At 38.3% G+C, this 21,034-nt stretch carries 17 protein-coding genes; 5 read left to right on the forward strand and 12 right to left on the reverse strand.

Annotation, left to right across the window (positions count from 1 at the left end; genetic code table 11):
• Positions 1-108: 108 nt before the first annotated feature.
• Complete coding sequence (locus ACYSN2_RS06570; RefSeq protein WP_461749459.1) at positions 109-1,506, forward strand: flavin-containing monooxygenase; 1,398 nt, start codon at positions 109-111, stop codon at positions 1,504-1,506.
• A gap of 222 nt (positions 1,507-1,728) precedes the next feature.
• On the opposite strand, the gene bioB is transcribed toward ACYSN2_RS06570, so the two are convergent.
• The 3 genes from bioB to ACYSN2_RS06585 form a co-directional block, all read right to left on the reverse strand.
• Complete coding sequence (gene bioB / locus ACYSN2_RS06575) at positions 1,729-2,757, reverse strand: biotin synthase BioB (RefSeq protein WP_461749460.1); 1,029 nt, start codon at positions 2,755-2,757, stop codon at positions 1,729-1,731.
• Positions 2,758-2,952: 195 nt separating this feature from the next.
• Positions 2,953-4,050: a ribonucleotide-diphosphate reductase subunit beta gene (locus tag ACYSN2_RS06580; RefSeq protein WP_461749461.1), complete on the reverse strand. Its 1,098-nt coding sequence runs from the start codon at positions 4,048-4,050 to the stop codon at positions 2,953-2,955.
• A 54-nt stretch (positions 4,051-4,104) separates the two neighbouring features.
• The gene (locus tag ACYSN2_RS06585) at positions 4,105-6,348 is read right to left on the reverse strand and encodes a ribonucleoside-diphosphate reductase subunit alpha (protein ID WP_461749462.1); all 2,244 of its coding nucleotides are present in this window, start codon (positions 6,346-6,348) and stop codon (positions 4,105-4,107) included.
• A 619-nt stretch (positions 6,349-6,967) separates the two neighbouring features.
• Between ACYSN2_RS06585 and ACYSN2_RS06590 the strand changes: the two genes are divergently transcribed.
• Positions 6,968-7,258, forward strand: coding sequence for a hypothetical protein (locus ACYSN2_RS06590; protein WP_461749463.1), 291 nt, complete (start codon positions 6,968-6,970; stop codon positions 7,256-7,258).
• A 101-nt stretch (positions 7,259-7,359) separates the two neighbouring features.
• On the opposite strand, the gene ttcA is transcribed toward ACYSN2_RS06590, so the two are convergent.
• From ttcA to ACYSN2_RS06610, 4 genes are all read right to left on the reverse strand, one after another.
• Entirely contained in the window at positions 7,360-8,250 is an 891-nt protein-coding gene (gene ttcA / locus ACYSN2_RS06595; protein WP_461749464.1) for a tRNA 2-thiocytidine(32) synthetase TtcA, read from the reverse strand.
• A gap of 165 nt (positions 8,251-8,415) precedes the next feature.
• Complete coding sequence (gene ftsH / locus ACYSN2_RS06600; RefSeq protein ID WP_461749465.1) at positions 8,416-10,299, reverse strand: ATP-dependent zinc metalloprotease FtsH; 1,884 nt, start codon at positions 10,297-10,299, stop codon at positions 8,416-8,418.
• Between the two features lie 299 nt (positions 10,300-10,598).
• On the reverse strand, positions 10,599-11,225 hold the full coding sequence (gene rlmE, locus ACYSN2_RS06605) for a 23S rRNA (uridine(2552)-2'-O)-methyltransferase RlmE (protein ID WP_461749466.1): 627 nt from the start codon (positions 11,223-11,225) through the stop codon (positions 10,599-10,601).
• 242 nt (positions 11,226-11,467) lie between these two features.
• Positions 11,468-11,800, reverse strand: coding sequence for a hypothetical protein (locus ACYSN2_RS06610; RefSeq protein ID WP_461749467.1), 333 nt, complete (start codon positions 11,798-11,800; stop codon positions 11,468-11,470).
• On the opposite strand from ACYSN2_RS06610, the gene yhbY reads away from it, so the two are divergent.
• On the forward strand, positions 11,799-12,107 hold the full coding sequence (yhbY, locus tag ACYSN2_RS06615) for a ribosome assembly RNA-binding protein YhbY (RefSeq protein WP_461749468.1): 309 nt from the start codon (positions 11,799-11,801) through the stop codon (positions 12,105-12,107). The genes ACYSN2_RS06610 and yhbY overlap by 2 nt on opposite strands.
• Before the next feature lie 189 nt (positions 12,108-12,296).
• On the opposite strand, the gene ACYSN2_RS06620 is transcribed toward yhbY, so the two are convergent.
• Both ACYSN2_RS06620 and xerD read right to left on the reverse strand, forming a co-directional pair.
• On the reverse strand, positions 12,297-13,022 hold the full coding sequence (locus ACYSN2_RS06620; protein ID WP_461749469.1) for a thioredoxin fold domain-containing protein: 726 nt from the start codon (positions 13,020-13,022) through the stop codon (positions 12,297-12,299).
• 157 nt (positions 13,023-13,179) lie between these two features.
• On the reverse strand, positions 13,180-14,085 hold the full coding sequence (xerD, locus tag ACYSN2_RS06625; RefSeq protein ID WP_461749470.1) for a site-specific tyrosine recombinase XerD: 906 nt from the start codon (positions 14,083-14,085) through the stop codon (positions 13,180-13,182).
• A gap of 412 nt (positions 14,086-14,497) precedes the next feature.
• Between xerD and ACYSN2_RS06630 the strand changes: the two genes are divergently transcribed.
• Positions 14,498-16,360, forward strand: a complete 1,863-nt coding sequence (locus ACYSN2_RS06630; RefSeq protein ID WP_461749471.1) for a Na/Pi cotransporter family protein — start codon at positions 14,498-14,500, stop codon at positions 16,358-16,360.
• A gap of 243 nt (positions 16,361-16,603) precedes the next feature.
• Positions 16,604-17,302, forward strand: coding sequence for a hypothetical protein (locus tag ACYSN2_RS06635; RefSeq protein ID WP_461749472.1), 699 nt, complete (start codon positions 16,604-16,606; stop codon positions 17,300-17,302).
• A 157-nt stretch (positions 17,303-17,459) separates the two neighbouring features.
• Here the strand turns inward: ACYSN2_RS06635 and ACYSN2_RS06640 are convergent, their stop codons facing one another.
• The 3 genes from ACYSN2_RS06640 to yidC form a co-directional block, all read right to left on the reverse strand.
• Complete coding sequence (locus tag ACYSN2_RS06640) at positions 17,460-17,684, reverse strand: DUF3820 family protein (RefSeq protein ID WP_461749473.1); 225 nt, start codon at positions 17,682-17,684, stop codon at positions 17,460-17,462.
• 93 nt (positions 17,685-17,777) lie between these two features.
• Complete coding sequence (mnmE, locus tag ACYSN2_RS06645; RefSeq protein ID WP_461749474.1) at positions 17,778-19,106, reverse strand: tRNA uridine-5-carboxymethylaminomethyl(34) synthesis GTPase MnmE; 1,329 nt, start codon at positions 19,104-19,106, stop codon at positions 17,778-17,780.
• 162 nt (positions 19,107-19,268) lie between these two features.
• Positions 19,269-21,014 carry a membrane protein insertase YidC gene (gene yidC, locus ACYSN2_RS06650; RefSeq protein WP_461749475.1) on the reverse strand — a complete coding sequence of 582 codons (1,746 nt, stop codon included), beginning with the start codon at positions 21,012-21,014 and terminating at the stop codon, positions 19,269-19,271.
• Between the last annotated feature and the right edge of the window lie 20 nt (positions 21,015-21,034).

Consider the following 21,034-nt stretch of genomic DNA (forward strand, 5'->3'; position numbering starts at 1 on the left):
CGCCAATAGCATGATTCTCATAACACATATCTAATACTTGTCAATATTGAGCTCGTAATATTTTTTCGTTACGGTATAGAGGTGAATAATAACTAATAAAAGGATTTTATGAGTAAGCACCAAACACGTATTGCAATTTTAGGCGCAGGACCAAGCGGACTTGCACAATTAAGAGCTTTTCAAACATTACGCGATCAAGGTCACGACATTCCCGAAGTAGTTTGTTTCGAGAAACAGGAAGACTGGGGCGGAATGTGGCGCTACAGCTGGGAAACTTGCACAGATAACAACGGCGAGCCAATCCACGGCAGTATGTACCGGTTCTTATGGATTAATGCCCCTAAAGAAGCATTAGAGTTTGGCGATTATACGTTTGATGATCACTTTAATGAGCCAATTCCCTCTTATGTTCCCCGCGCAGTTCTAAAAGATTACATCACAGCGCGCGTTGAAAAGAACAATATCCGCCAATATATCCGCTTTAACCATGCCGTCAGATGGGTAGAATATGACGAAGATCGTCAGAAATTTATCGTTTCGATCATGGATCATAATAGCGATGAGCTGATTACAGAAGAGTTTGATTATGTCGTTTGCGCAACAGGACATTTCTCAACACCTAATATTCCGGCAGTAAACGGATTAGATCAGTTCCCGGGAAGAATCCTTCATTCTCATGAATTTAGAGATGCAAGAGAATTTGCAGATCAAGATATTTTACTTATCGGCAGTAGCTATTCAGCAGAAGATATCGGCACGCAATGCTTTAAATATGGTGCCAAATCCATCACATTTAGCTATCGCACCAATCCTATTGGGCATGATTGGCCGGAAGGATTTGAAGAACGTCCGCAACTGGAAAAAGTGAAAGGCACCACTGCTTACTTTAAAGATGGCACATCAAAAACATTCGATACCATTATTTTCTGTACTGGATTTAAATTCAACTTTAGCTTCTTGCACGATAGCGTTCGCCTGAAAGCGAAAAGCAGTATCTATCCAGCGGATCTCTATAAAGGGATTTTCCTAATTGATAACCCGAAAATGATGTATGTCGGCATGCAAGATCAATATTACACGTTTAATATGTTCGATACGCAAGCATGGTATGCGCGCGATGTGATTATGGGCAGAATTAAACTCCCATCAAAAGAAGTGATGCGAGAAGACAGCATTCATTGGATGGAAAAACTTGCAAAATGCTCAACAGATGAAGAATTTATTGATTATCAAGCAAGCTACATTCAAGATCTATTACAAGTGACCGATTACCCTGATTTCAATGTATTTGAGCAAGGTTTAATCCTCAAATCATGGCAAGGCGATAAGCAAGAAGACATTATGGGATTCCGTAATAAGAGCTATTGCTCAACCATTACTGGCACATTAGCGTCTTGCTTACCAAAACCTTGGTTAGAAATTATGGACGATTCTTACAAATCATTTATGAATCAAGAATTCGTGCCGGCAACAGAAGATGCATTAACGGAAGAGAAAGTGGGATAACCCAAAATCCTAGATTCAGTGGATTGCTGATTCACTGAATCTAATCATTTGATTTTCAAAATGATTTTACTTATTTAAATGATTTAAAATTTTCAAACAAGCAAAACCCAAAAAACCGATATAGAAATATATCGGTTTTTTGGGTTAAAGCATTTTTATCTTTGATTCTAATGAATATTGAGAGCTTATTTGGTAACAGAAGCTCTCAATTCCAAAATTCTATTAGCCAACTTTTGCTGTTTTCACAACTTCACACGTTTCATCATTTAACGCAACATGGGGATTATGCCCTGCTTTATATGGGTCATGCGTTGCCGTTAAATCTAATCTCTCAAATAACGCCTGATCTGAGTTTTGATCGGCATTAGGGGTTGTGAGTAACTTATCACCGTAGAAAATCGAGTTTGCGCCGGCCATGAAGCATAATGCTTGCAATTCATCGCTCATGGATTCTCTTCCCGCTGAAAGTCTTACCATCGATGTTGGCATCATGATTCTTGCAACGGCAATGGTTCTTAAGAAATCAAAATCATCCACGATCTTATTATTTTCAAACGGCGTTCCTTCTATCGGAATTAAACGGTTAATCGGCACACTTTCCGGCGGCGTTCCTAAGTTTGCAAGCTGCGCTAAGAGAGATGCTCTATCTCGCACAGATTCACCAAGCCCAATGATTCCCCCAGAACAAACCTTAATGCCGGCATCACGTACATAATCAAGCGTATCTAAGCGATGCTTGTAATTATGCGTTGTCACAACACTTTCGTAGAACTCCGGCGATGTATCTAAGTTATGGTTGTAGTAATCCAATCCTGCATCGGCAAGTTCACCTGCTTGCTCGGCATCTAAATGCCCAAGCGTCATGCATGTTTCTAATCCTAACGATTTGACGCCTTCGATCATCATTTTAATCATCGGCATATCGCGTGCTTTTGGATTACGCCAAGCAGCGCCCATACAGAAACGACTTGCGCCAGTTTCTTTCGCCGCTTTCGCTTCCTGAATCACTTTTTCAACTTCGAGTAACTTTTCAGGTTCTAATCCCGTATCGTAACGCACACTCTGCGCACAATACTTACAGTCTTCTGAGCACTTCCCTGTTTTGATAGAGAGCAATGTACTCACTTGGACTTTTGTCGGATCAAAGTTTTGGCGATGCACCGTTTGCGCTTCAAAGAGCAATTCAAAAAGCGGTTTTTCAAACAACGCTAAAGCCTGATCAATCGACCATTGATTTGTGTAATGTTCCATTATAATTATTCCTCAAGCATCACATGCCGTATTTTTTTAAAGTGTCACATTCAGAATGTCATCATAAGGGAATTTAAAAATATTTGTAAATTTATTTAAATTTAAGAACCAGCATTAAAAAAACTAATACGGAACAAAAAAAGCAACTTATCTCTAAGTTGCTTTCTTCTATATAAAATCTAATATTGATTCGATTTAGATATCAAAAATCTCATCTTCAGCGTCATCTGTAACGCTGTTTAAACGGTAGTTTGTGTTATCCATTTCTTGGTTTGCGTTTTGAGTTTTATTCAAATCAAACCAGTTATCCATCCATGACAATGGATTCTTTTCAATACGTGGATTTGGATTTTGTAAGCCTAAGAACTGGTAGAGATCTTGTGCGTTCCAGAGAACCCACTCATCTAATAACGTCTTGTTTAAACCCACAATCGAACGGCCTTCACTGAAAAGGTAACGATTCCAATCTAATTCTTGATCGATCACTGTTTTAATGATGTCGTAAATCGCGATTCTGTTCTCATGAAGAAGCATTTTCCACTCTTCTTCTTTTAAGAGAATTTCAAGAACGGCTTCATCCATCATCACGTGCACTTGCTCATCTTGAGCAATTTTTTGTACTAATTTTGCAATACCTTGGAAGATATTTTGCTCTGCCAATGCAAATGTACATGCAAATGAGCTCATGAATTCAATTTTTTCAAGGCAGTAAAGTGCAACAAATGCTCTTAATACCACTGATTTCAACTCTTTTGACTCACGATCAATTTGACCAAGCTTATACATCGCACCATAACGATCTAATGTATCAAAGCAGTCTAAAACGGTGGTTGAACGATTGAGAACTTCATCATTACGCATCACTTCTTTAAAAACTTCTTGCGGATCTGAGATACATTGACGAATAATCTCTGAATAGGTAAGCGCGTGAAGATTTTCCATCTCTGACTGCTTTGATAACATTACCCAAAGCTCAGAGTTTGTCACAAATGGTGCGAAAAGCGGCGCAATCGTACGCGAAGCTACAGAATCAAGCTCCCATTGGAATGCGAGGGTTTTCACCATGATGTCGTAGTTATTTTTGGAACAGTTTAAAAGATCCATTCTTGATTGCTCAAGATTCACTTCATCTTCCGTCCAATCCATAGACTTTTGTAATTTGTAGAGTTCAAAAAGACGCGGATAAGGCGTGTTAATTGAATCATAAAGTGCAAGCGGCTCGCCTAAAAAAAGCGGATATTGGCCTGATTTCCAGTTATCATTTTTCTGGTTAAAAATTGATGTATCCTGCATGAACTTACTCTCCTATAAAACAGTGATGTTTGCAGAACATCACTGATTAATTAATTAAAGTGTACAAGCACCACCAGCGCAACCTTGATCTTCTACTTTCTCATACCCTTCATGCACAATGCCGGAAGCACTGTTGAGGTAGTAACGTGTTTTACATCCAAGCTTCATCATATAGATGAAATCTGACAGTAATTGACGGCTTGAAATTGTTTGCTGATTTTGCATATTCAAGTAAAGGTCCGCACTAATGGCTTGACCTGTAAACTTCTGAATAATTGCGTACATTTCAATCAGATCTTTTGAGTCAAGGTTCCACGCAATATCATAATAAGATGCTAATTCATCCATATCTGGCGCTAATAAGAGGTTTTTCCCTGTTCCTGATGTTTTCATCACTTTAAGATTACGAATTGGGTATAAACCATTGGTCGTATTGGTTAATTGCGAGCTCGATTCTACCGGCATCATCGCTTCCAATACTGAATGACGAATCCCGCCTTGCGCAATAATTTCCTGACGAAGTGTTTCCCAATCGTACATTAAAGCTTGAGTGTGAACGCTATCGACGTTCTTGTTGTAAGTATCAATCGGTAACCAACCTTCTGGGTATTTCGTGCGATCGATCCATGTTGCATTTCCTTTCTCTGTTGCAAGCTTCAAGCTCGCTTTATGCAGATAGTAAGAATGACGTTCTGCGATAAAGTGAATGTAATTCTTCCCTGCCGCTGATGCATAGCTTAACTTTTGCAGTGCCATTTCATGCGCAAGGTTTGTGATTCCAACACCAATAGAGCGACGAGCTTGCGCGGTTGTTTTAAGTGATGCAAATGGATATTCCATAATCTCAATCACGTTATCGATCATGAGCGCACAGTAATATGCTACATCTTCATATTCTTCTTCAGAAACACGGCCCACAACGATTGATGCTAATGAGCAAAGACCAATCTCTCCTTCAGGATCTTCAGAGTAGAGATCCGGCATGCCGGTATACGCTTTTGTCGGCAATGCAATTTCAAGACAGAGATTTGATGAATAGATCGTATCTTTAAACGGCGTATGACGATTCATTTCATCAATATACGTTAAGTAAATACGGCCCGTTTCCGCAGCTTCTGTTAAAGATTTAAGGGCAATATCACGTGCTTTTACCAATGTTTTCTTAATAGAATCATCCGCCAACACACGATCATATTCTGCTTTAAACGCTTCATAATCTTCATGATAGAAAAGATCATATAATGCCGGCGCATCTTTCAAGCTTACGAGCATCCAATCTTCATTACGTGCCACTTTTTCTACAAAGTAACGATTCACAAGCATTGCGTAATCGATATCACGAATACGTTTTTGTGTAATCGTTGTGGGGTTTTTAAGCACGAGAAGATCGAAAATTTCTGGATCTAATACGTTAAAGTAAACTGTTGCAGAGCCGCCTCGTGATGCTTGCATATTGGCATGAACCGCTGATTGAATCATACGGTAATAAGGAAGTTTCCCTTGATGTACAACGCGGCCTTCTTTTACAGGGTCCCCTTTTGATCGTGTCAAAAGATGTGAACCAATGCCGGCAGATGCGCACGTCATCATATAGGCGATATGGTCGCCTACTGCCAAGCTTTTCACGTTGTCATCAACGGTATATACACAGCAAGATGCATAGCCTTTATGTGGCGTACGCATGTTAATTAACATCGGCGTTGGCGTGTTAATCTTAAGTTCATTTAAATAACGGTAAAGTTTCGCAATATCTTCCATACGGCGTTCACGAGGTTGGTTCTGCATATTTTGCATCGCCATTCCCATAAACATAAATTGTGGAGATTCAAGGCATTGCCCTGTTACACGATTATTAATGAGGTAACGATCCTTCATCTGATGAAGTGTCGTGTAGTTGTAGTTAATATCAATCTCGTGGTTGATAATATTGTTGAGCTCGGCAAACTCTTCTTCAGAGTAATCCATCGCTTCCCAGTGATTGAGTTCAACCATGCGATCATGGAACTCTTTTACGGTTGGGATTTGACGATAACCGCCAAACGCTTCTTTATAGATCGTACCGATTAAAAGGCGACCTGCCATTTTAAGATGCTGATGATCTTCACGCTCAACGCACGCATCAATCATGGCTTTATGCAATTCTAACGTAGTACAGCCATCGTAACATTTACGATAAGCTTCTAAAGCAATGGCACTCCAATCAACTTCATAATGTGCCGCGAACTCCGCCCATTTGTTCAGCTTTTCAGCCTCAAATTTCTCGCGTTCGCCATTGCTTTTTACTACGTAATTAATCATTGCCACTGCCCTTTAATTTCATAAATTTGCATAAGTAAACCTTTTTCAAGACTCAAAACCCTCAAAAATAGAGACAGATCACATACAGAGATATGCGATCTAAATTTTAAGTGTTGGGAAAGGTTTAAGTTAATTTTTACTGCGACAACTATAGCATTTTTAATCCTTAAAGTAACTTGCTCTAAGGGCAGAGAATTTATACAACTATCAGCAAACATAGCTACTATGATGGGTTTGCTAATCCTCTTTAATTAAAAAAAATAATGCTTGATAATCGCACTTTTTTAAGTATGAATTCTCAAGATTTTCTAAATATTCTTCCTCCATATTTAGAGTTTCATGCAGATACTTCTCATTCAAAAATCCATAGTGATAATCCTTATCACCTCTCTCCATAAAACTGGTATTTGTAAAATAATAATGTTCCAAAAACCATTCTTTACTAAGATATATAAATTAAAAATATTTCCTTAATTCAAGATCTAACTCAAAGTAAATTCTATTTAAACGGAGTTAATGTAAAAATTTACCACAAAACATAAATAATATTTACCACTTGTGATAGATTTACATTTGAAGTTATATTTGAAACCGTATATTTATTTAAAAAGGATTTTAAATGATTTTAGAATTAGTACTTCCATTAGAAGCAAAATTAGAAAAACACGAAGCACATCAACGCATCACTAAAACAATTGAACTTGATGTCGAGCCAACAGTAGGCATGTTAATCAATGATGCGATTTTTGAACATGGCAGACAGGTTACTGAAGTTGAGAAGAAGAAAGATGGCGATACATTTTTCGTCATTCTTAAAGAAGAAGATACTTTCCGTGGCGAAGATGATATTAAACAGTACATTGAAAAAGCAGAAAAACAAGGCTGGTCAATCTTCATTAAACACGAATAAACCATCAAAGTTATCTTACTGATTATAAAAAAAGCGATTAACATTCAGTTAATCGCTTTTTTAATTCAATCTATCGATAATGTATTTCTAAAAATATGCAACTAGGATTTCACATATTCACTATTTTTGGTAAATGCATCAAAGTCAAAAAGATCGGTATCACACAGCTGTGACAGTCGAATATTCTTCGTTGCTCTAAAGATATTCTCAATTCTTCCCGGTGTTTGCGCTTCCCACTCTTGCAATAACTTCTTCACTTCTTGACGCTGTAAACCATCTTGAGATCCACAAAGGTTACAAGGAATGATCGGAAATTCCTTCATATCAGAATAGGCTTGAATATCTGCCTCACTACAATAACTTAATGGACGAATAACGATATTATCCGCATCATCACTGCGTAATTTCGGTGGCATCGCTTTCATCGTACCGCCAAAAAACATATTCATAAATAACGTTTCGACAATATCATCACGATGGTGACCGAGTGCGATCTTATTAAAACCGTGCTCTTTCGCATAAGTATAGAGTGATCCTCGGCGAAGACGAGAACAGAGGCTACACATCGTTTTCCCAGCTTCAATTTTCGAAGTCACAATAGAATAGGTATCTTGCTCAATAATATGGTAATTCACACCGATGCTATCGAGATACGCCGGCAAAATGTACTCAGGAAATCCCGGTTGTTTCTGATCTAAATTCACCGCCATAATTTCAAAAGAGATCGGCGCATGTTTTTGTAAGGTCAAAAGAAGATCCAATAACGTGTATGAATCTTTTCCGCCAGATAAACAGACCATAATCCGATCGCCTTCCTCAATCATCTGATAGTCCATCACAGCATTACCCACTTGATGACGCAGTTTTTTTTGCAACTTGGAAAAAGATAACTGATCGCTCTTGTTATCTGTTAATGATTCCGATTTTTTTGTTTTTAAAGAGCTCACATCAACTGCTACCGGCGTCGTTAAATTTTTAATCTGTTCCAACATGCTTTCCCAATACCTATCATCAATCTTATTTAAGAGTCATATTCTACGATAGAACCCTTTTCGAACCTAGCTTCAGACAAAAAAATAACAATAAAAAACCATCTCCAAGGAGATGGTTTTCTTAACAATCTGATTAAACTCGACTTCTAATCAAAAACGATCTGATTATGAAACGATATCAACTTTTGGTGGACCACTCATATCAAGTCCCGCTGTATCGCTTTCATGTTTTCTATCCATTCCACGAACAGGACGTCCTTCCATAATATCTTCCACCTGATCTGCATCGATGGTTTCAATTTCAAGAAGTACTTCTGCCATTTTGTGGAGTTTATCTAAATCATCTTCAAGTACTTGCACTGCTCTTTCGTAGTTACGATCAATAATCGCTCTTACTTCAAGATCAATCTGTCTTGCTGTTTCATCAGAAACGCCGGCAGCATTACCACTATGACCACCAAGATATGATTCCTGACTTTCAGCATATGATCTAAAGCCCATTTTGTCAGATAAACCCCATTCAGTAACCATCTTCTTCGCTAAGCCTGTTGCATGCTGAATATCACTTGCAGCTCCCGTAGTCACAGCTTCATACCCAAAGATTAACTCTTCTGCAATACGACCACCGAATACCATTGAAAGCTTATTCTCAAGCCAGATACGTGGCACACTCACATGATCACGCTCTGGAAGTGTCATCGTCACTCCCAACGCTCTTCCGCGAGGAATAATCGTCACCTTATAAACAGGATCTGATTTTAAACGGTAACCCACGATTGCATGACCTGCTTCATGATACGCCGTTAATTTTTTATCATCATCTGTCATTTGCATGGAGCTACGCGCCGCACCCATCATGATCTTATCTTTCGCTTCTTCTAAATCATAAAGCGTGACCTCAGTCTGATTTTTACGTGCTGCAAATAATGCTGCTTCATTTACAAGGTTTGCAAGATCTGCCCCTGAGAAACCAGGAGTTCCACGCGCAATTTGTTCAATATCCACATCACCACTTGCCGGCACATTACGTAAATGCACTTTTAAGATTGCTACTCGTCCTTTTACATCAGGAAGCGGAACAACAACTTGTCTATCAAAACGACCAGGGCGAAGAAGTGCTGGGTCAAGAACATCAGGACGGTTTGTTGCCGCAATGATGATCACGCCTGAGTTATCACTAAATCCATCCATTTCAACCAAGAGTTGGTTCAATGTCTGTTCACGCTCATCATGTCCGCCGCCCATTCCTGAACCACGATGACGACCGACCGCATCGATCTCATCAATAAAGATAATGCATGGTGAATGTTTTTTCGCTTGTTCAAACATATCACGAACACGTGATGCACCAACCCCCACAAACATTTCCATAAAGTCAGAACCGGAAATTGTGAAGAATGGGACTTTTGCTTCACCGGCAATCGCTTTCGCAAGTAATGTTTTACCTGTTCCTGGTGAACCAACCATTAAGATTCCGCGTGGAATTTTCCCACCTAATTTCTGGAATCTGCCTGGGTTACGTAAGAAGTCTACAATTTCACCGACTTCTTGCTTCGCTTCATCAGCTCCGGCAACATCTGCGAACGTTGTTTTAATTTGGTCTTGCGTCAACATTTTCGCTTTAGATTTCCCAAAGCTCATCGGTCCGCCTTTTCCGCCACCGCCAGATTGACGCATCATGAATAGGAAGAATCCTAAAAGAAGCAAAATTGGCAATAGATTCAAGAATACAGAAAGAAAAAGCCCTTGTGTACGTAATGATTTCCCTGTGAATTTCACATTTTGATCCATTAAGCTTTTGACTAATGCACCATTATTCGTTTCAGGGTTAAAAGTAGAGAAGCGAACGCCATCTGTCGTGACACCTTCGATGTTAGCACTATTTGCGCCACTCATCTGAACGTCCCGCACTTGACCATTCTCAACCTGCTTTAAGAATTCTGAATAGGGAATTTCTCTTCCCCCGCTGCCGCCAAAGCCTTGAAATAGCATAAATACAAAAATACCTATTCCAAGCCATAAAGCTATATCTCTTCCTTTATACTTCAAAAGATTAACCTCGATTTTATAGTTGAAATCAATTGCAATGTGTAAACATATCACTCATTGATGAAGCGTATATATTCCCTGCGTTCAATTAGGTAAATGAATGACTGTATCAGTTTCCCCACTTACTTTTGCTTACTCTTTTTATCAAAAAGCCATGTAGAAGTCTATCACGCTTTACGAGTAATTCCTCTTAATCTGAGGCTTTTTTTCCTCATTTCAAGAGAAATCACAATTTTAAAGTTCTTTATTTTCTAGAAGGTTTATTTCAAAGGCTTTTTTGAGAAGCGGAAAATAGATCATTACCCTTTATATCCTTTCGCTAAAAGATAAATCTCCGCACTTCTCGCTCTTGATGCTTTCGGTTTACGCGTCACAACTTTTGTAAAGTTTTTCTGTAGCTCTTTATAATATTCTTGGAAACCTTCTCCTTGGAAGATTTTCATAAGGTAATCGCCACCTGGTTTTAAATTCCCTTTGATGAAATCTAATGCCAATTCCAAAAGATACATGGATTTGGGCTGATCTACGCCTTTAATACCACTCATATTCGGTGCCATATCGGATAAAACCACATCCACCATTCGCCCATCTAAACGCTCTAAAAGCATTTCTAAGACTTCATCATCCCGGAAATCTCCCTGAATAAAGTCAACGCCGGCTAGCGAATCGATCGGCAATAAGTCCAATCCAATCACTTTTCCATTATGCCCAACGCGGTGCATTGCATATTGCGACCAACTTCCCGGCGCTGCACCTAGATCCACAACCGTCATTCCTGGCTTAAAGAGCTTATCTTTCTCATCAATCTCTTGGAGTTTATAGATCGCACGAGAACGCCAACCTTCCCTTTTCGAGCGTAAAACATACTCATCATCCATATGTTCTTTTAACCATCTTGTACTACTTGCACTTCTTTTCTTTGCCATAATCTCTTATCTCAATTTTTATCTGTATTTCTATTAATAGTATTGCTCAAGCACTCTTGTGCAATAGTTCCATACATTATCTATCGTAATTTATTGTTATTTAATAGCTATTTCGAAATAACTATTTCAATAGCCATTTCAATCACGGTTTATCAATAAGTATGGTCTGTTTTTTCTTCTTTAGGCGAGCCACTTTATGATGACAAACCTATTTATAATGATCTTTTTCAATGATCTTCTTTTTAATGATCTGATGAATCCTTAGAATTTTCATTCAAAGCTTCTCTTTCATTCAAGGCATCTCTCTTAGCAATATTTGCTTTTACCGTATTGTATTGCAATAAAATCGATTTACCGCGCCCCACGAGGTATAGCCCACCTGCTAAACCAAAAAAGAGCAATACCGCTAATTCCATTGCCGGTGTTAAATCCATAAAGCTCAGGATGATCAACAAGGTAATGCCGGCAAACAACATCCCAAAAGCTAACGCTTTCAAACTTTTAAAAAGATGACGAAGCTGATCATTATGTGATACGCTAATCTCTTTATTTCGAGAACTATTTTCATTATTCATGACACAAATTAAACTCACAACGGAACACATTAAGTTCCTTAAAGGCAAAGCTCATCATCTAGATCCTATTCTCATTTTAGGAGATAAAGGTGTTACTGAGAGCTTTATTAAAGAAGCGAACAACGCGCTTTCACATCACGAACTGATTAAAATCAAGCTCAAAGGATATGATCGCGATCAAAGAGAGTCTATCACAACTGAGCTTGTGACGGCACTAAATGCAACGCTCGTTCAAAAAATTGGTGGCATGATTGTTCTCTTTAAAAGAAATCATGAAGAGCCCAAGATCTTCTTTAACTTCAAATAGCTACTAAAGAAAATCAGACAATTAATTGATCAAGTTTAGTGTAATTCAATAAGATTGAAGCAGATATTAAAAATAGAGAAACAATTGTTTCTCTATTTTTTTAATCTCTTTTTTATACCTTATTGACGAAAACCGATGTTTAGCTGACCTTCCTAGCCATTCATATTAGACCAATATTTCAATCTAACTTTAATCTAATAGCTCTAAACGTTTTACAAGCTCTTTAGCGGGTACATATCCTGCGATAATAGAACCATCAGGCATCACTATTGCCGGCGTACCGGAAACACCCATATCAATCCCTAACTGGTATTGATCTTGTATTGGGTTTTTACAGCTTGCAGATTTTGGTGCAGAACCGCCTTTACCATCTGCAAATTTAACGGCATTGTCTAACGCCGATTTACGATCATCAGAACACCAAATGGATACTAAATCACTATAACCTTGTGATGATAATCCTCTAAATGGGAATCCTAAATAACGAATCGTAATGCCTTCTGCTAAATACTCATCTCTCTGATCATGTAATCTACGGCAAAATGGGCAATCTGTTGTCGTGAATACCGTCACCACATATTTCTCATTCGGCGCTTTATAGATGACCATATCTTTCTCAGCTAAGGTCGCCAGCTTTGCTTTGTTCTTACTATTCACGTAGCTTTCGCTTAAATTCACGCCTTTCACAAGATCAATCGCATTTCCTTCCAACATATATTTGCCATCTTTTGAGAGAAAAATGGGATAAAGGCTCTCTTTCACAAACACTTCATATAATCCATCAATTTCAGATGCTTGAACTTTCTCAATCGTCACGCCCTGAATCAAGTTATTAAAGTGCTGAAGATTAGCCTCAGCAAATGCCGAACTTGATAAGCCTAAAAATATAGCGCTCGAAAGGAGTAACTTTTTCATAAAAACCTCTATTGATTTTCTCTATGGATAGTCTGATCACAAACGGATGCAGGATCACTAATATATGGGGTTATTTCTCAATAACAATGGTGTGAGTGTATATGATTTGCGCATAAAGTAAATAATCTACCTGATTCCTTTACGATCTTTTTCATCATTATCCTCGTGGATGATTCAGTGCGTGAAGTTTCTTCAATCGCTCTTTTGCCACATGTGTATAGATTTGAGTGGTTGAAAGACTGCTATGTCCCAAAAGAAGTTGAACAACGCGCAAATCAGCGCCATTATTTACAAGATGTGTTGCAAATGCATGCCTCAAAGTATGAGGAGACACTTCGCCTTTAATACCCACTTCTGCCACATACTTTTTAATCACATACCAAAAAGCTTGTCGAGACATGGCAGACCCTCGATTACTCACAAATAAATCATCACTGGCTCTACCCTTTAACAATGCCGGCCTAGCGTTGAGAATATAATCCTTCACGGCTTCCAATGCGACTTCACCAATGGGCACTAAACGTTCTTTATTGCCTTTTCCGATCACACGCACATAACCCACTTCAAAATTAATTTGGCTAAATTCGAGCGAGATCAACTCAGTGACTCGAAACCCACAAGAATAGAGAATCTCAAGCATCGCATAATCACGAATCCCCATCACTGTGCTTCGATCTGGCGCATTTAAGAGCGACACGACATCTTCTGTTGATAAAGTGATCGGCAATGGCTGATAAAATTTAGGAAGCTTAATGAGCTCTGCCGGATTATCCTCTCGAATTTTTTCTAAAATTAAAAACTTATAGAAATGCTTATAACAGGAGAGATAACGTGCAAGGCTTCGAGGATTACTCCCTTTTTCTAATTCTTGCGTAAAAAAGTCTTGTAGCTCTGCCTCAGATACCATAACGAGCTCTTGCGATCCTTCACGCTCTACAAGATAATGACTCAGTTTATTGAGATCTCGCATATAAGAATCATCAGTGCGTTCACTCGCCCCTTTTTCAAACAATAGAGAATCACCAAAGCGTTCAATGATGGTTGTATCGTTTATATTTGTCATGACTTCTTTATAGCACTATCGTGCATCCTATAAAATGGCATCTGAATGTTTTTACACTAAAACTATATTTACCGATTTACTACTTGCGATTCCCCAATCAATCAGTCCTCAATAAGCACTTCATTAATAGTGCTTATTGTCTACATGATTTTTGAAGCAATTAACTCTCACAAGTATTTACAACATCTGATTGTAGCAAAAGTCTTAAACCCTCTCTCTTTTAACTTAAAATAGAGCCTGTAATATTTATAAAAAACCACATTGTAAAAATTATTAAGGCTGTACATACAGTTTTATCCTATTTTCAGATACTATAACTATCGGCATTATGCTTAAACCACCACTTTCAGTATCTAAAGAGATATATGTTATTTTCCTGTTCTTCAATATAATTATAAAAAAGTGAACTTCAGTGACTAAAAAACTATTTAAAAATATTGGCATTATTGCGATCATCACGCTTCTCCTCTATTCGTTCTATCTAAATGCTAGCTGGATGGAGCTCTGTGCGGGGCTTGCCTTTTTCTTATTTGGAATGCAGAGCATGCAAGATGGTCTTACCCAACTTGCCGGCGGAAAATTAGAACAAATCCTCGCTAAAAGCACCGAAACGCCTCTAAAAAGCCTCCTATTTGGAATTAGCTCCACTGCGATCTTACAATCTACAACTGTTGTTTCTCTACTAATTATTGCTTTTATCAGCACCGGATTAATTACATTAAGTGCCGGCATTGGTATTGTGATTGGTGCAAACGTCGGTGCGAGCGGAGGAATTTGGCTCTTAGCATTAGCAGGACAAAATGTGAGCTTAGGGCCTTTTGCTTATCCGATGATTGTCATCGGCATTCTGGCATCTTTTGCCGGAAAACCTGCAAAAGCAGGCGGAAGAGTGCTGATTGGCGTTGCCTTTATTTTACTTGCCATTGATCTCATTAAAAATGGCTTTTCAGATTTCACACAAGATTTTGATATTCTCTCTTACGAACTCATCGGCTGGAGTGGAATCTTTATTCTTGTGGGCATTGGGTTAGTTTTAACGATTATTTTACAATCTAGCCACGCATCAATCATGTTAATCCTCACCATGTTATCCCTTGAACAAATTACCACTATTCATGCTTTTGCACTTACTATCGGTGCGATTGTGGGAAGCGCTATTACGACCGGTATTTTAGGATTTATTGGTGGGAATCGCTCCGGCATGAGAGTGGCAGGTGCTCACGTTATCTATAATGCCGGCACAGCGGTCATTATCTTGATACTCTTTCAACCCATTGTGTATCTTATTTCTTATATTACGGCTCATTTTGATATCAACTCATTAACAGAACTCGCTATTTTTTACACCATATTTAATATTGTGGGTTTATTACTTTTTTGGCCACTCAAAACACCGCTTGCAACATTACTAGAAAAAATTATTCCTGAGCTTCCAGAGCCAGCACAGCTTATAGAAACTGTCGACGAACATCATGCTGATCTCGATATTGAAGTGCAAAGTTCTAAATTCCTATTAGAAGCCAATCTTTCCTCTACAAGAACAGCAATGCAAGCAGTCATGCAAGAGTTAAGCCATCTTTCCCGAATCAGTCTTGAAGTAATCTGCCATATCCTCTATCTCAATACTTCCGTATTGTCCGCAAAAGCGGTCAATCAAGGAAATATCAACGACTTTAATGATTTTGAGCCTCAAAGTGCCGATATTCTCTACCAGAAATATATTAAAAATCTCTACAGCGAACTTCTAACGTTTATTAGCAAGATCCAATATCATGAGTCCGATGATAAATATCAACAAATTATGGCAACCTCTCAAATTATTGCCTTTAAACTGGTATCTGCCGTAAAAAACAGTCACCACTTACAGAAAAATCTTCGCTATTACCTAACACGTAGCCCTTCTACCACACAACAGTTTTATATGGAGCTCCGAGAATATATCGTTAAAAATCTCAGAACCACCTACCAAATGCATTTTGATTCTATAGATATCAGAGACAATCCAGAAATTATTCAGGAATTACAATCTATCCCGCTCTCTTCGCTCATCGAGCAATCTCGAGAGTTTGAAGGAAAGTTTAGAACCTCCGTCTATACAGCACTGAAAGAAAATCGAATCGATGGCTTTAATACTAGTTCTATTCTCAATGATCTGAACTATTCAACACAGCTCGTTGAAAGCCTCTTCAATATCTTAAAAGTAGCGGCTATTCAAGAAAATAATCTCATACAAAGTATCGATGAAATATTACAAATAAAAGAAGAAGGACTGTAGATTTACACATGCAACATTAAAAATATCTTTTCTATAACTTCTAGCAATTATTGACTAAGATTACGTATCTGAATACTATCTATCATGGCTTTAAAAAAATTTTAAAAATATGATAATATATTTAAAAATTAATCTTATGACCTTAATCGCAAGAGTATATTTTTAAATATTGGCTTATAAAATAAAAGTTTATATTACAACCATAAAATAATAACCTAGAATTTAAAATAAGGATTTTACACAATGAAACAGATCACAAAATTGCTTCTAATTGCATCAATTGCTTTCGCTGGATTAGTCGCATGTTCTGATGAATCTAAAGATTCAGCAGTAAAACAAGCTGAAGAAGTAGCAAGACAAGCAGAAATCAAAGCAGAAGCTGAGAAAAAAGCGGCAGAAGAAGCTGCTAAAAAAGTAGAAGAAGAAGCGAAAGCAAAAGCGGAAGCTGAAAAGAAAGCCGCTGAAGAAGCTGCTAAAAAAGCTGAGGAAGAAGCAAAAGCAAAGGCAGAAGCTGATAAGAAAGCTGCTGAAGAAGAAGCTAAAAAGATAGAAGAAGAGGCGAAAGCAAAAGCGGAAGCTGACAAGAAAGCGGCTGAAGAAGAAGCTAAAAAAATAGAAGAAGAAGCGAAGGCAAAAGCGGAAGCCGAGAAAAAAGCAGCTGATGAAGCAGCACAAAAAGCTGAAGATGATGCCAAAGCGCTTGCTGAAGCAGAAGAGAAAAAAGCGGAAGCATTAGCGAATGAAACAGAAGAAGCTGTAGAAGATGCAACAACTGATGCTGAGAAAAAAGCAGAAGAAAATAAAAGCAAAATTGAAGAAGCAAAAGAAGCGGCACAAAAAGCTGCAACTGAAATAGCTGAAGAGATGAAAAAAGCAGCAGAAGAAGCAATGGATAAAACAGTAGAAGAAACTAAGAAAGCATTTGATGCAATCAAACAGTAACTCCTACAAAAGCTTTAGCTGATTTCACGATCTGAATATACATGATAAAATATCAGATCATAAAAAAGCATTACTCATTAAAGGGTAATGCTTTTTTCATACTCTACTTTCTCAAGAGAATGTATCGCTACTAATATCTTAGATCTAAATAAGATTGTTAATCTTGATACTTGAGCGGTTTCACTAATCCATCTAAACCATCGATTTTTAGCATTAATGCTAATTCCATCAATTGTCCTAATTCCCCTTTCGGAAAACCTTTATCGCCTTTGGTAAACCACAACAGGTATTCATCAGGAAGATCGATTAAATAGCGACCTTGATAACGCCCAAATGGCATTTTCATCGTCGCTAGTTTAAGAAGATTCTCTTTTGTTAACATGCCCTATTCCTTCGCATTATTTCAATCAACAATCTTTCATCAATACCGCTCATCAGTAGCTTCTTCATTCTTGAAGATCTTTGAAACAGCGACTTATTTTCCAACACAGAAGTTCGAAAAAATTTCTCCCAATAAGGCATCCGTGCTAAATTCTCCGGTAATCTCGCCAAGAGAAATTTGCGCCAATCTAAGCTCCTCGGCAACTAATTCAATCGCAACTTCATCATGAATCAAGCGAAGTGCTACGGCAAAGTGCTCTAGCACTCCTTTTAATGCTTGAATATGTCTCTCTCTTGCACTAAACAATCCTTCCTGCGATTCAAAACCGGCGTAATTCAATATTGCTGATTTTACTAGATCGATTCCTAAATCTTCTTTTGCACTGATGACAAGGTACTCATCATATTTCCCAATAGCATTGCCGGAAATATCCGCTTTATTGTGAATATTAATCACCGGAATATTGAGCGCCGCAATATCTTCATCAATGCCGATAAACTCCTGAGAATCATCATGCATCCACAATACTAAGTCAGCAGCGGCCATTTCACGTTTCGCACGCTTAATGCCTTCTGCTTCAATCTGATCCGTTGTTTCTCGAAGTCCTGCTGTATCAATAATATATAACGGAACACCATCGATAATAATGCGCTCTCTGAGCACGTCACGTGTTGTTCCCTCAATATCGGTTACAATCGCCGTTTCTTCGCCGGATAATGCATTCAGTAAGCTAGATTTACCGGCATTTGGCTTTCCAGCAATTACAACTTTTAAACCATCGGTTAATACTTTCCCATTGCCGGCAGACTTCAGAAGCAGTGTCACTTGATCATTGAGCTCATTAAGCCCTTTTAAGACATTTCCATCTGAAATAAAATCAATATCTTCTTCACTAAAATCAATAGCCGCTTCGATATAGACTCGCATCATGACTAATGATTCTAAAAGCTCATTCACTTTTTTAGAGAAATTCCCTGTTAAGGAATTCATTGCCGCTTTCGCTTGTGCCTCACTTTGACTCACAATTAGATCGTGAATCGCTTCTGCTTGTACTAAATCGAGCTTACCATTGATAAACGCTCTTTCAGAAAACTCTCCCCGGCGAGCCATTGTTGCGCCAAGCTCTAAGGTTCTTGAAAGCACACGATTTAATACCACGAGTCCGCCGTGCCCTTGAAGTTCAATCACATCTTCGCCAGTAAAAGAATTCGGGCCTTTGTAATAGATCACAACACCTTCATCTAATACTTCTCCAGATTGCGCTAGAAAAGGAGAAAAATAGGCATGCCTTGGCTTTAAATCGGTAAGATTTGTCATCTCTTTTACGATACGAATCGACTCACTTCCTGAAAGTCTTACAATTCCAATACCTCCAATTGCCGTACTTGTAGCAATTGCAGCAATCGTCTGATCTTTTAACACTTTTAAATCCTCATAAAAAACAATCCCCAATAAAGGGGATTGTTCGTTGTTAATGACATCTTGTCAAAACCTATTTTGATTATCGCTCTTCTCTGTCTCTTCCCTTTTTCTTCTCTTTGAACTAAGGAGAGAAAGATTGAGCGGATATCTCACTGATTTTTACTATGAATGCTTTTTACTATCTCTCGCAACACGCTTCATAATATAGCCTTGTTGTAAGATCGTTAACAAGTTATTCGTAATCCAGTATAAAACGATTCCTGATGCAAACCACATGAACATAAAGGTAAAGACAACGGGTAACCATTTCATGATTTTTTGCTGCATTGGATCCGTTGGCGCCGGATTCAAGCGTTGTTGGAAGAACATCGTCACACCCATGATAATTGGGAGAATGAAATATGGGTCCATTTTCGATAAGTCATGAATCCATAAAATCCATGGCGCTTGTCTAAGCTCAACACTTTCCATGAGCATCCAGAAAAGTGCAATAAACACTGGAATCTGGATCACAATCGGCCAACATCCACCTAAAGGATTAATCTTCTCTTTACGATAGAGCTTCATCATCTCTTCAGATTGTTTTTGACGGTTATCTGCATATTCTTCACGAATCAAAGCAAGTTTCGGCGCAACATTACGCATTCTTGCCATTGAAGTATACCCTTTATTCGCAAAGTAAAAGAGTGCTAATTTTACTGTTAACGTCAAGAGCACAATCGACCAACCCCAGTTTCCTACAAAAGAGTAGAAGAATTTCAAGATCCATAACATGAATGCTGAAATTGGACTAAACCAACCATAATCTAACGTTAAGTCTAAATACTCTGCAGTTTCTTCTAATTGCTCTTTTAATTTAGGACCAATAAAGAAACGGCTTTCAAAGTTATGTGTTTCACCTGGTTTTACTGAAATGGCATTCTGATCCATCATACGAATCACGTATGTGTTTTGTGATTGATCATTAAAATTACCATTTTGTAATGTTTGAATAATATTTTGCGTCTGCTTCGTTGCTTCAAGATCTTTCCCTGAAACTGTTGCCGCAACAAAGTATTGCTCAATCATCGCCGCCCAACCACCTTCGCCGGCAAATTGTTTAGGACGATATTGTGTGACTTCATGACCTTCCGCATTAAAACCACGCTCTTTTGTCGTCATTTTGTCATAAGCAAGTTTTTCATACTTATAATCATTATTGGGTAATGAGAACACACTTCCATCAAAACTTGATGCACCAATTGCTGCACCTTTCTCTACTTGCGGTTTTTTCGCAGCAATTTCACGATATTCACCACCGACCCAAACTTGGTTTGAGTTATTTTCAAGTGTTTGCGTGAAGCCTACGGTATATAAACCACGTTTAAACTCATATGTTTTCGTAACAGCTAAACCACTGATAGGATCAATATACGTTAAAGGAACTAATAGACTATCTGCACCTTCTGCCATCTCATAGCGTTTTTGTGCACTTTCAAACTGCGCATTCGTATGATTTGGAGTTCCTTCATGAGTTTGGCTTGATAACCCCGTACGCGTTACTTGGAAACGCTCTTGAGTATTATCCATAACTTTAAAAGGCTTATCTGGCTCTGCTAGACTTTCAGGATATTGCAATAAGCCTGCTTCAATAATATCCCCGCCTTTCTTAGCGATCTTCATTTCATACACATCGGTAATGACCGTGATGTAATCGTCAGCATTGACTGCGACCAATTGATTTTGATCTTGCCCAATGACTGGAATAGATCCTTGACTTACATCATTTGGAGTTGTAGTTCCCGGAACCGTTTGTTCGATCGGCGTAATAGGTGCAGGATTATTGTAATCCACCCATTTAGTGTAGAGAAAATACACAAGGCCAGCCAAAATCAATAAGAGAAAAAGACGTTGCTGATTATTCTGCATAAATAGTTTTCTTTAATAAA

It is taken from the genome of Ignatzschineria sp. LJL83 (genome assembly GCF_054871845.1).

Bases quoted from the DNA above. Each gene is read 5' to 3' on its own strand.
- ACYSN2_RS06590 (WP_461749463.1), top strand. From the start codon at position 6,968: ATGATTTTAGAATTAGTACTTCCATTAGAAGCAAAATTAGAAAAACAC.
- ACYSN2_RS06635 (WP_461749472.1), top strand. From the start codon at position 16,604: ATGAAACAGATCACAAAATTGCTTCTAATTGCATCAATTGCTTTCGCT.
- xerD (WP_461749470.1), bottom strand. From the start codon at position 14,085: ATGACAAATATAAACGATACAACCATCATTGAACGCTTTGGTGATTCT.
- ACYSN2_RS06640 (WP_461749473.1), bottom strand. From the start codon at position 17,684: ATGTTAACAAAAGAGAATCTTCTTAAACTAGCGACGATGAAAATGCCA.
- yhbY (WP_461749468.1), top strand. From the start codon at position 11,799: ATGACACAAATTAAACTCACAACGGAACACATTAAGTTCCTTAAAGGC.
- bioB (WP_461749460.1), bottom strand. From the start codon at position 2,757: ATGGAACATTACACAAATCAATGGTCGATTGATCAGGCTTTAGCGTTG.
- rlmE (WP_461749466.1), bottom strand. From the start codon at position 11,225: ATGGCAAAGAAAAGAAGTGCAAGTAGTACAAGATGGTTAAAAGAACAT.
- ACYSN2_RS06610 (WP_461749467.1), bottom strand. From the start codon at position 11,800: ATGAATAATGAAAATAGTTCTCGAAATAAAGAGATTAGCGTATCACAT.
- yidC (WP_461749475.1), bottom strand. From the start codon at position 21,014: ATGCAGAATAATCAGCAACGTCTTTTTCTCTTATTGATTTTGGCTGGC.
- ACYSN2_RS06585 (WP_461749462.1), bottom strand. From the start codon at position 6,348: ATGATTAATTACGTAGTAAAAAGCAATGGCGAACGCGAGAAATTTGAG.
- ACYSN2_RS06620 (WP_461749469.1), bottom strand. From the start codon at position 13,022: ATGAAAAAGTTACTCCTTTCGAGCGCTATATTTTTAGGCTTATCAAGT.
- ACYSN2_RS06570 (WP_461749459.1), top strand. From the start codon at position 109: ATGAGTAAGCACCAAACACGTATTGCAATTTTAGGCGCAGGACCAAGC.
- ttcA (WP_461749464.1), bottom strand. From the start codon at position 8,250: ATGTTGGAACAGATTAAAAATTTAACGACGCCGGTAGCAGTTGATGTG.
- ACYSN2_RS06580 (WP_461749461.1), bottom strand. From the start codon at position 4,050: ATGCAGGATACATCAATTTTTAACCAGAAAAATGATAACTGGAAATCA.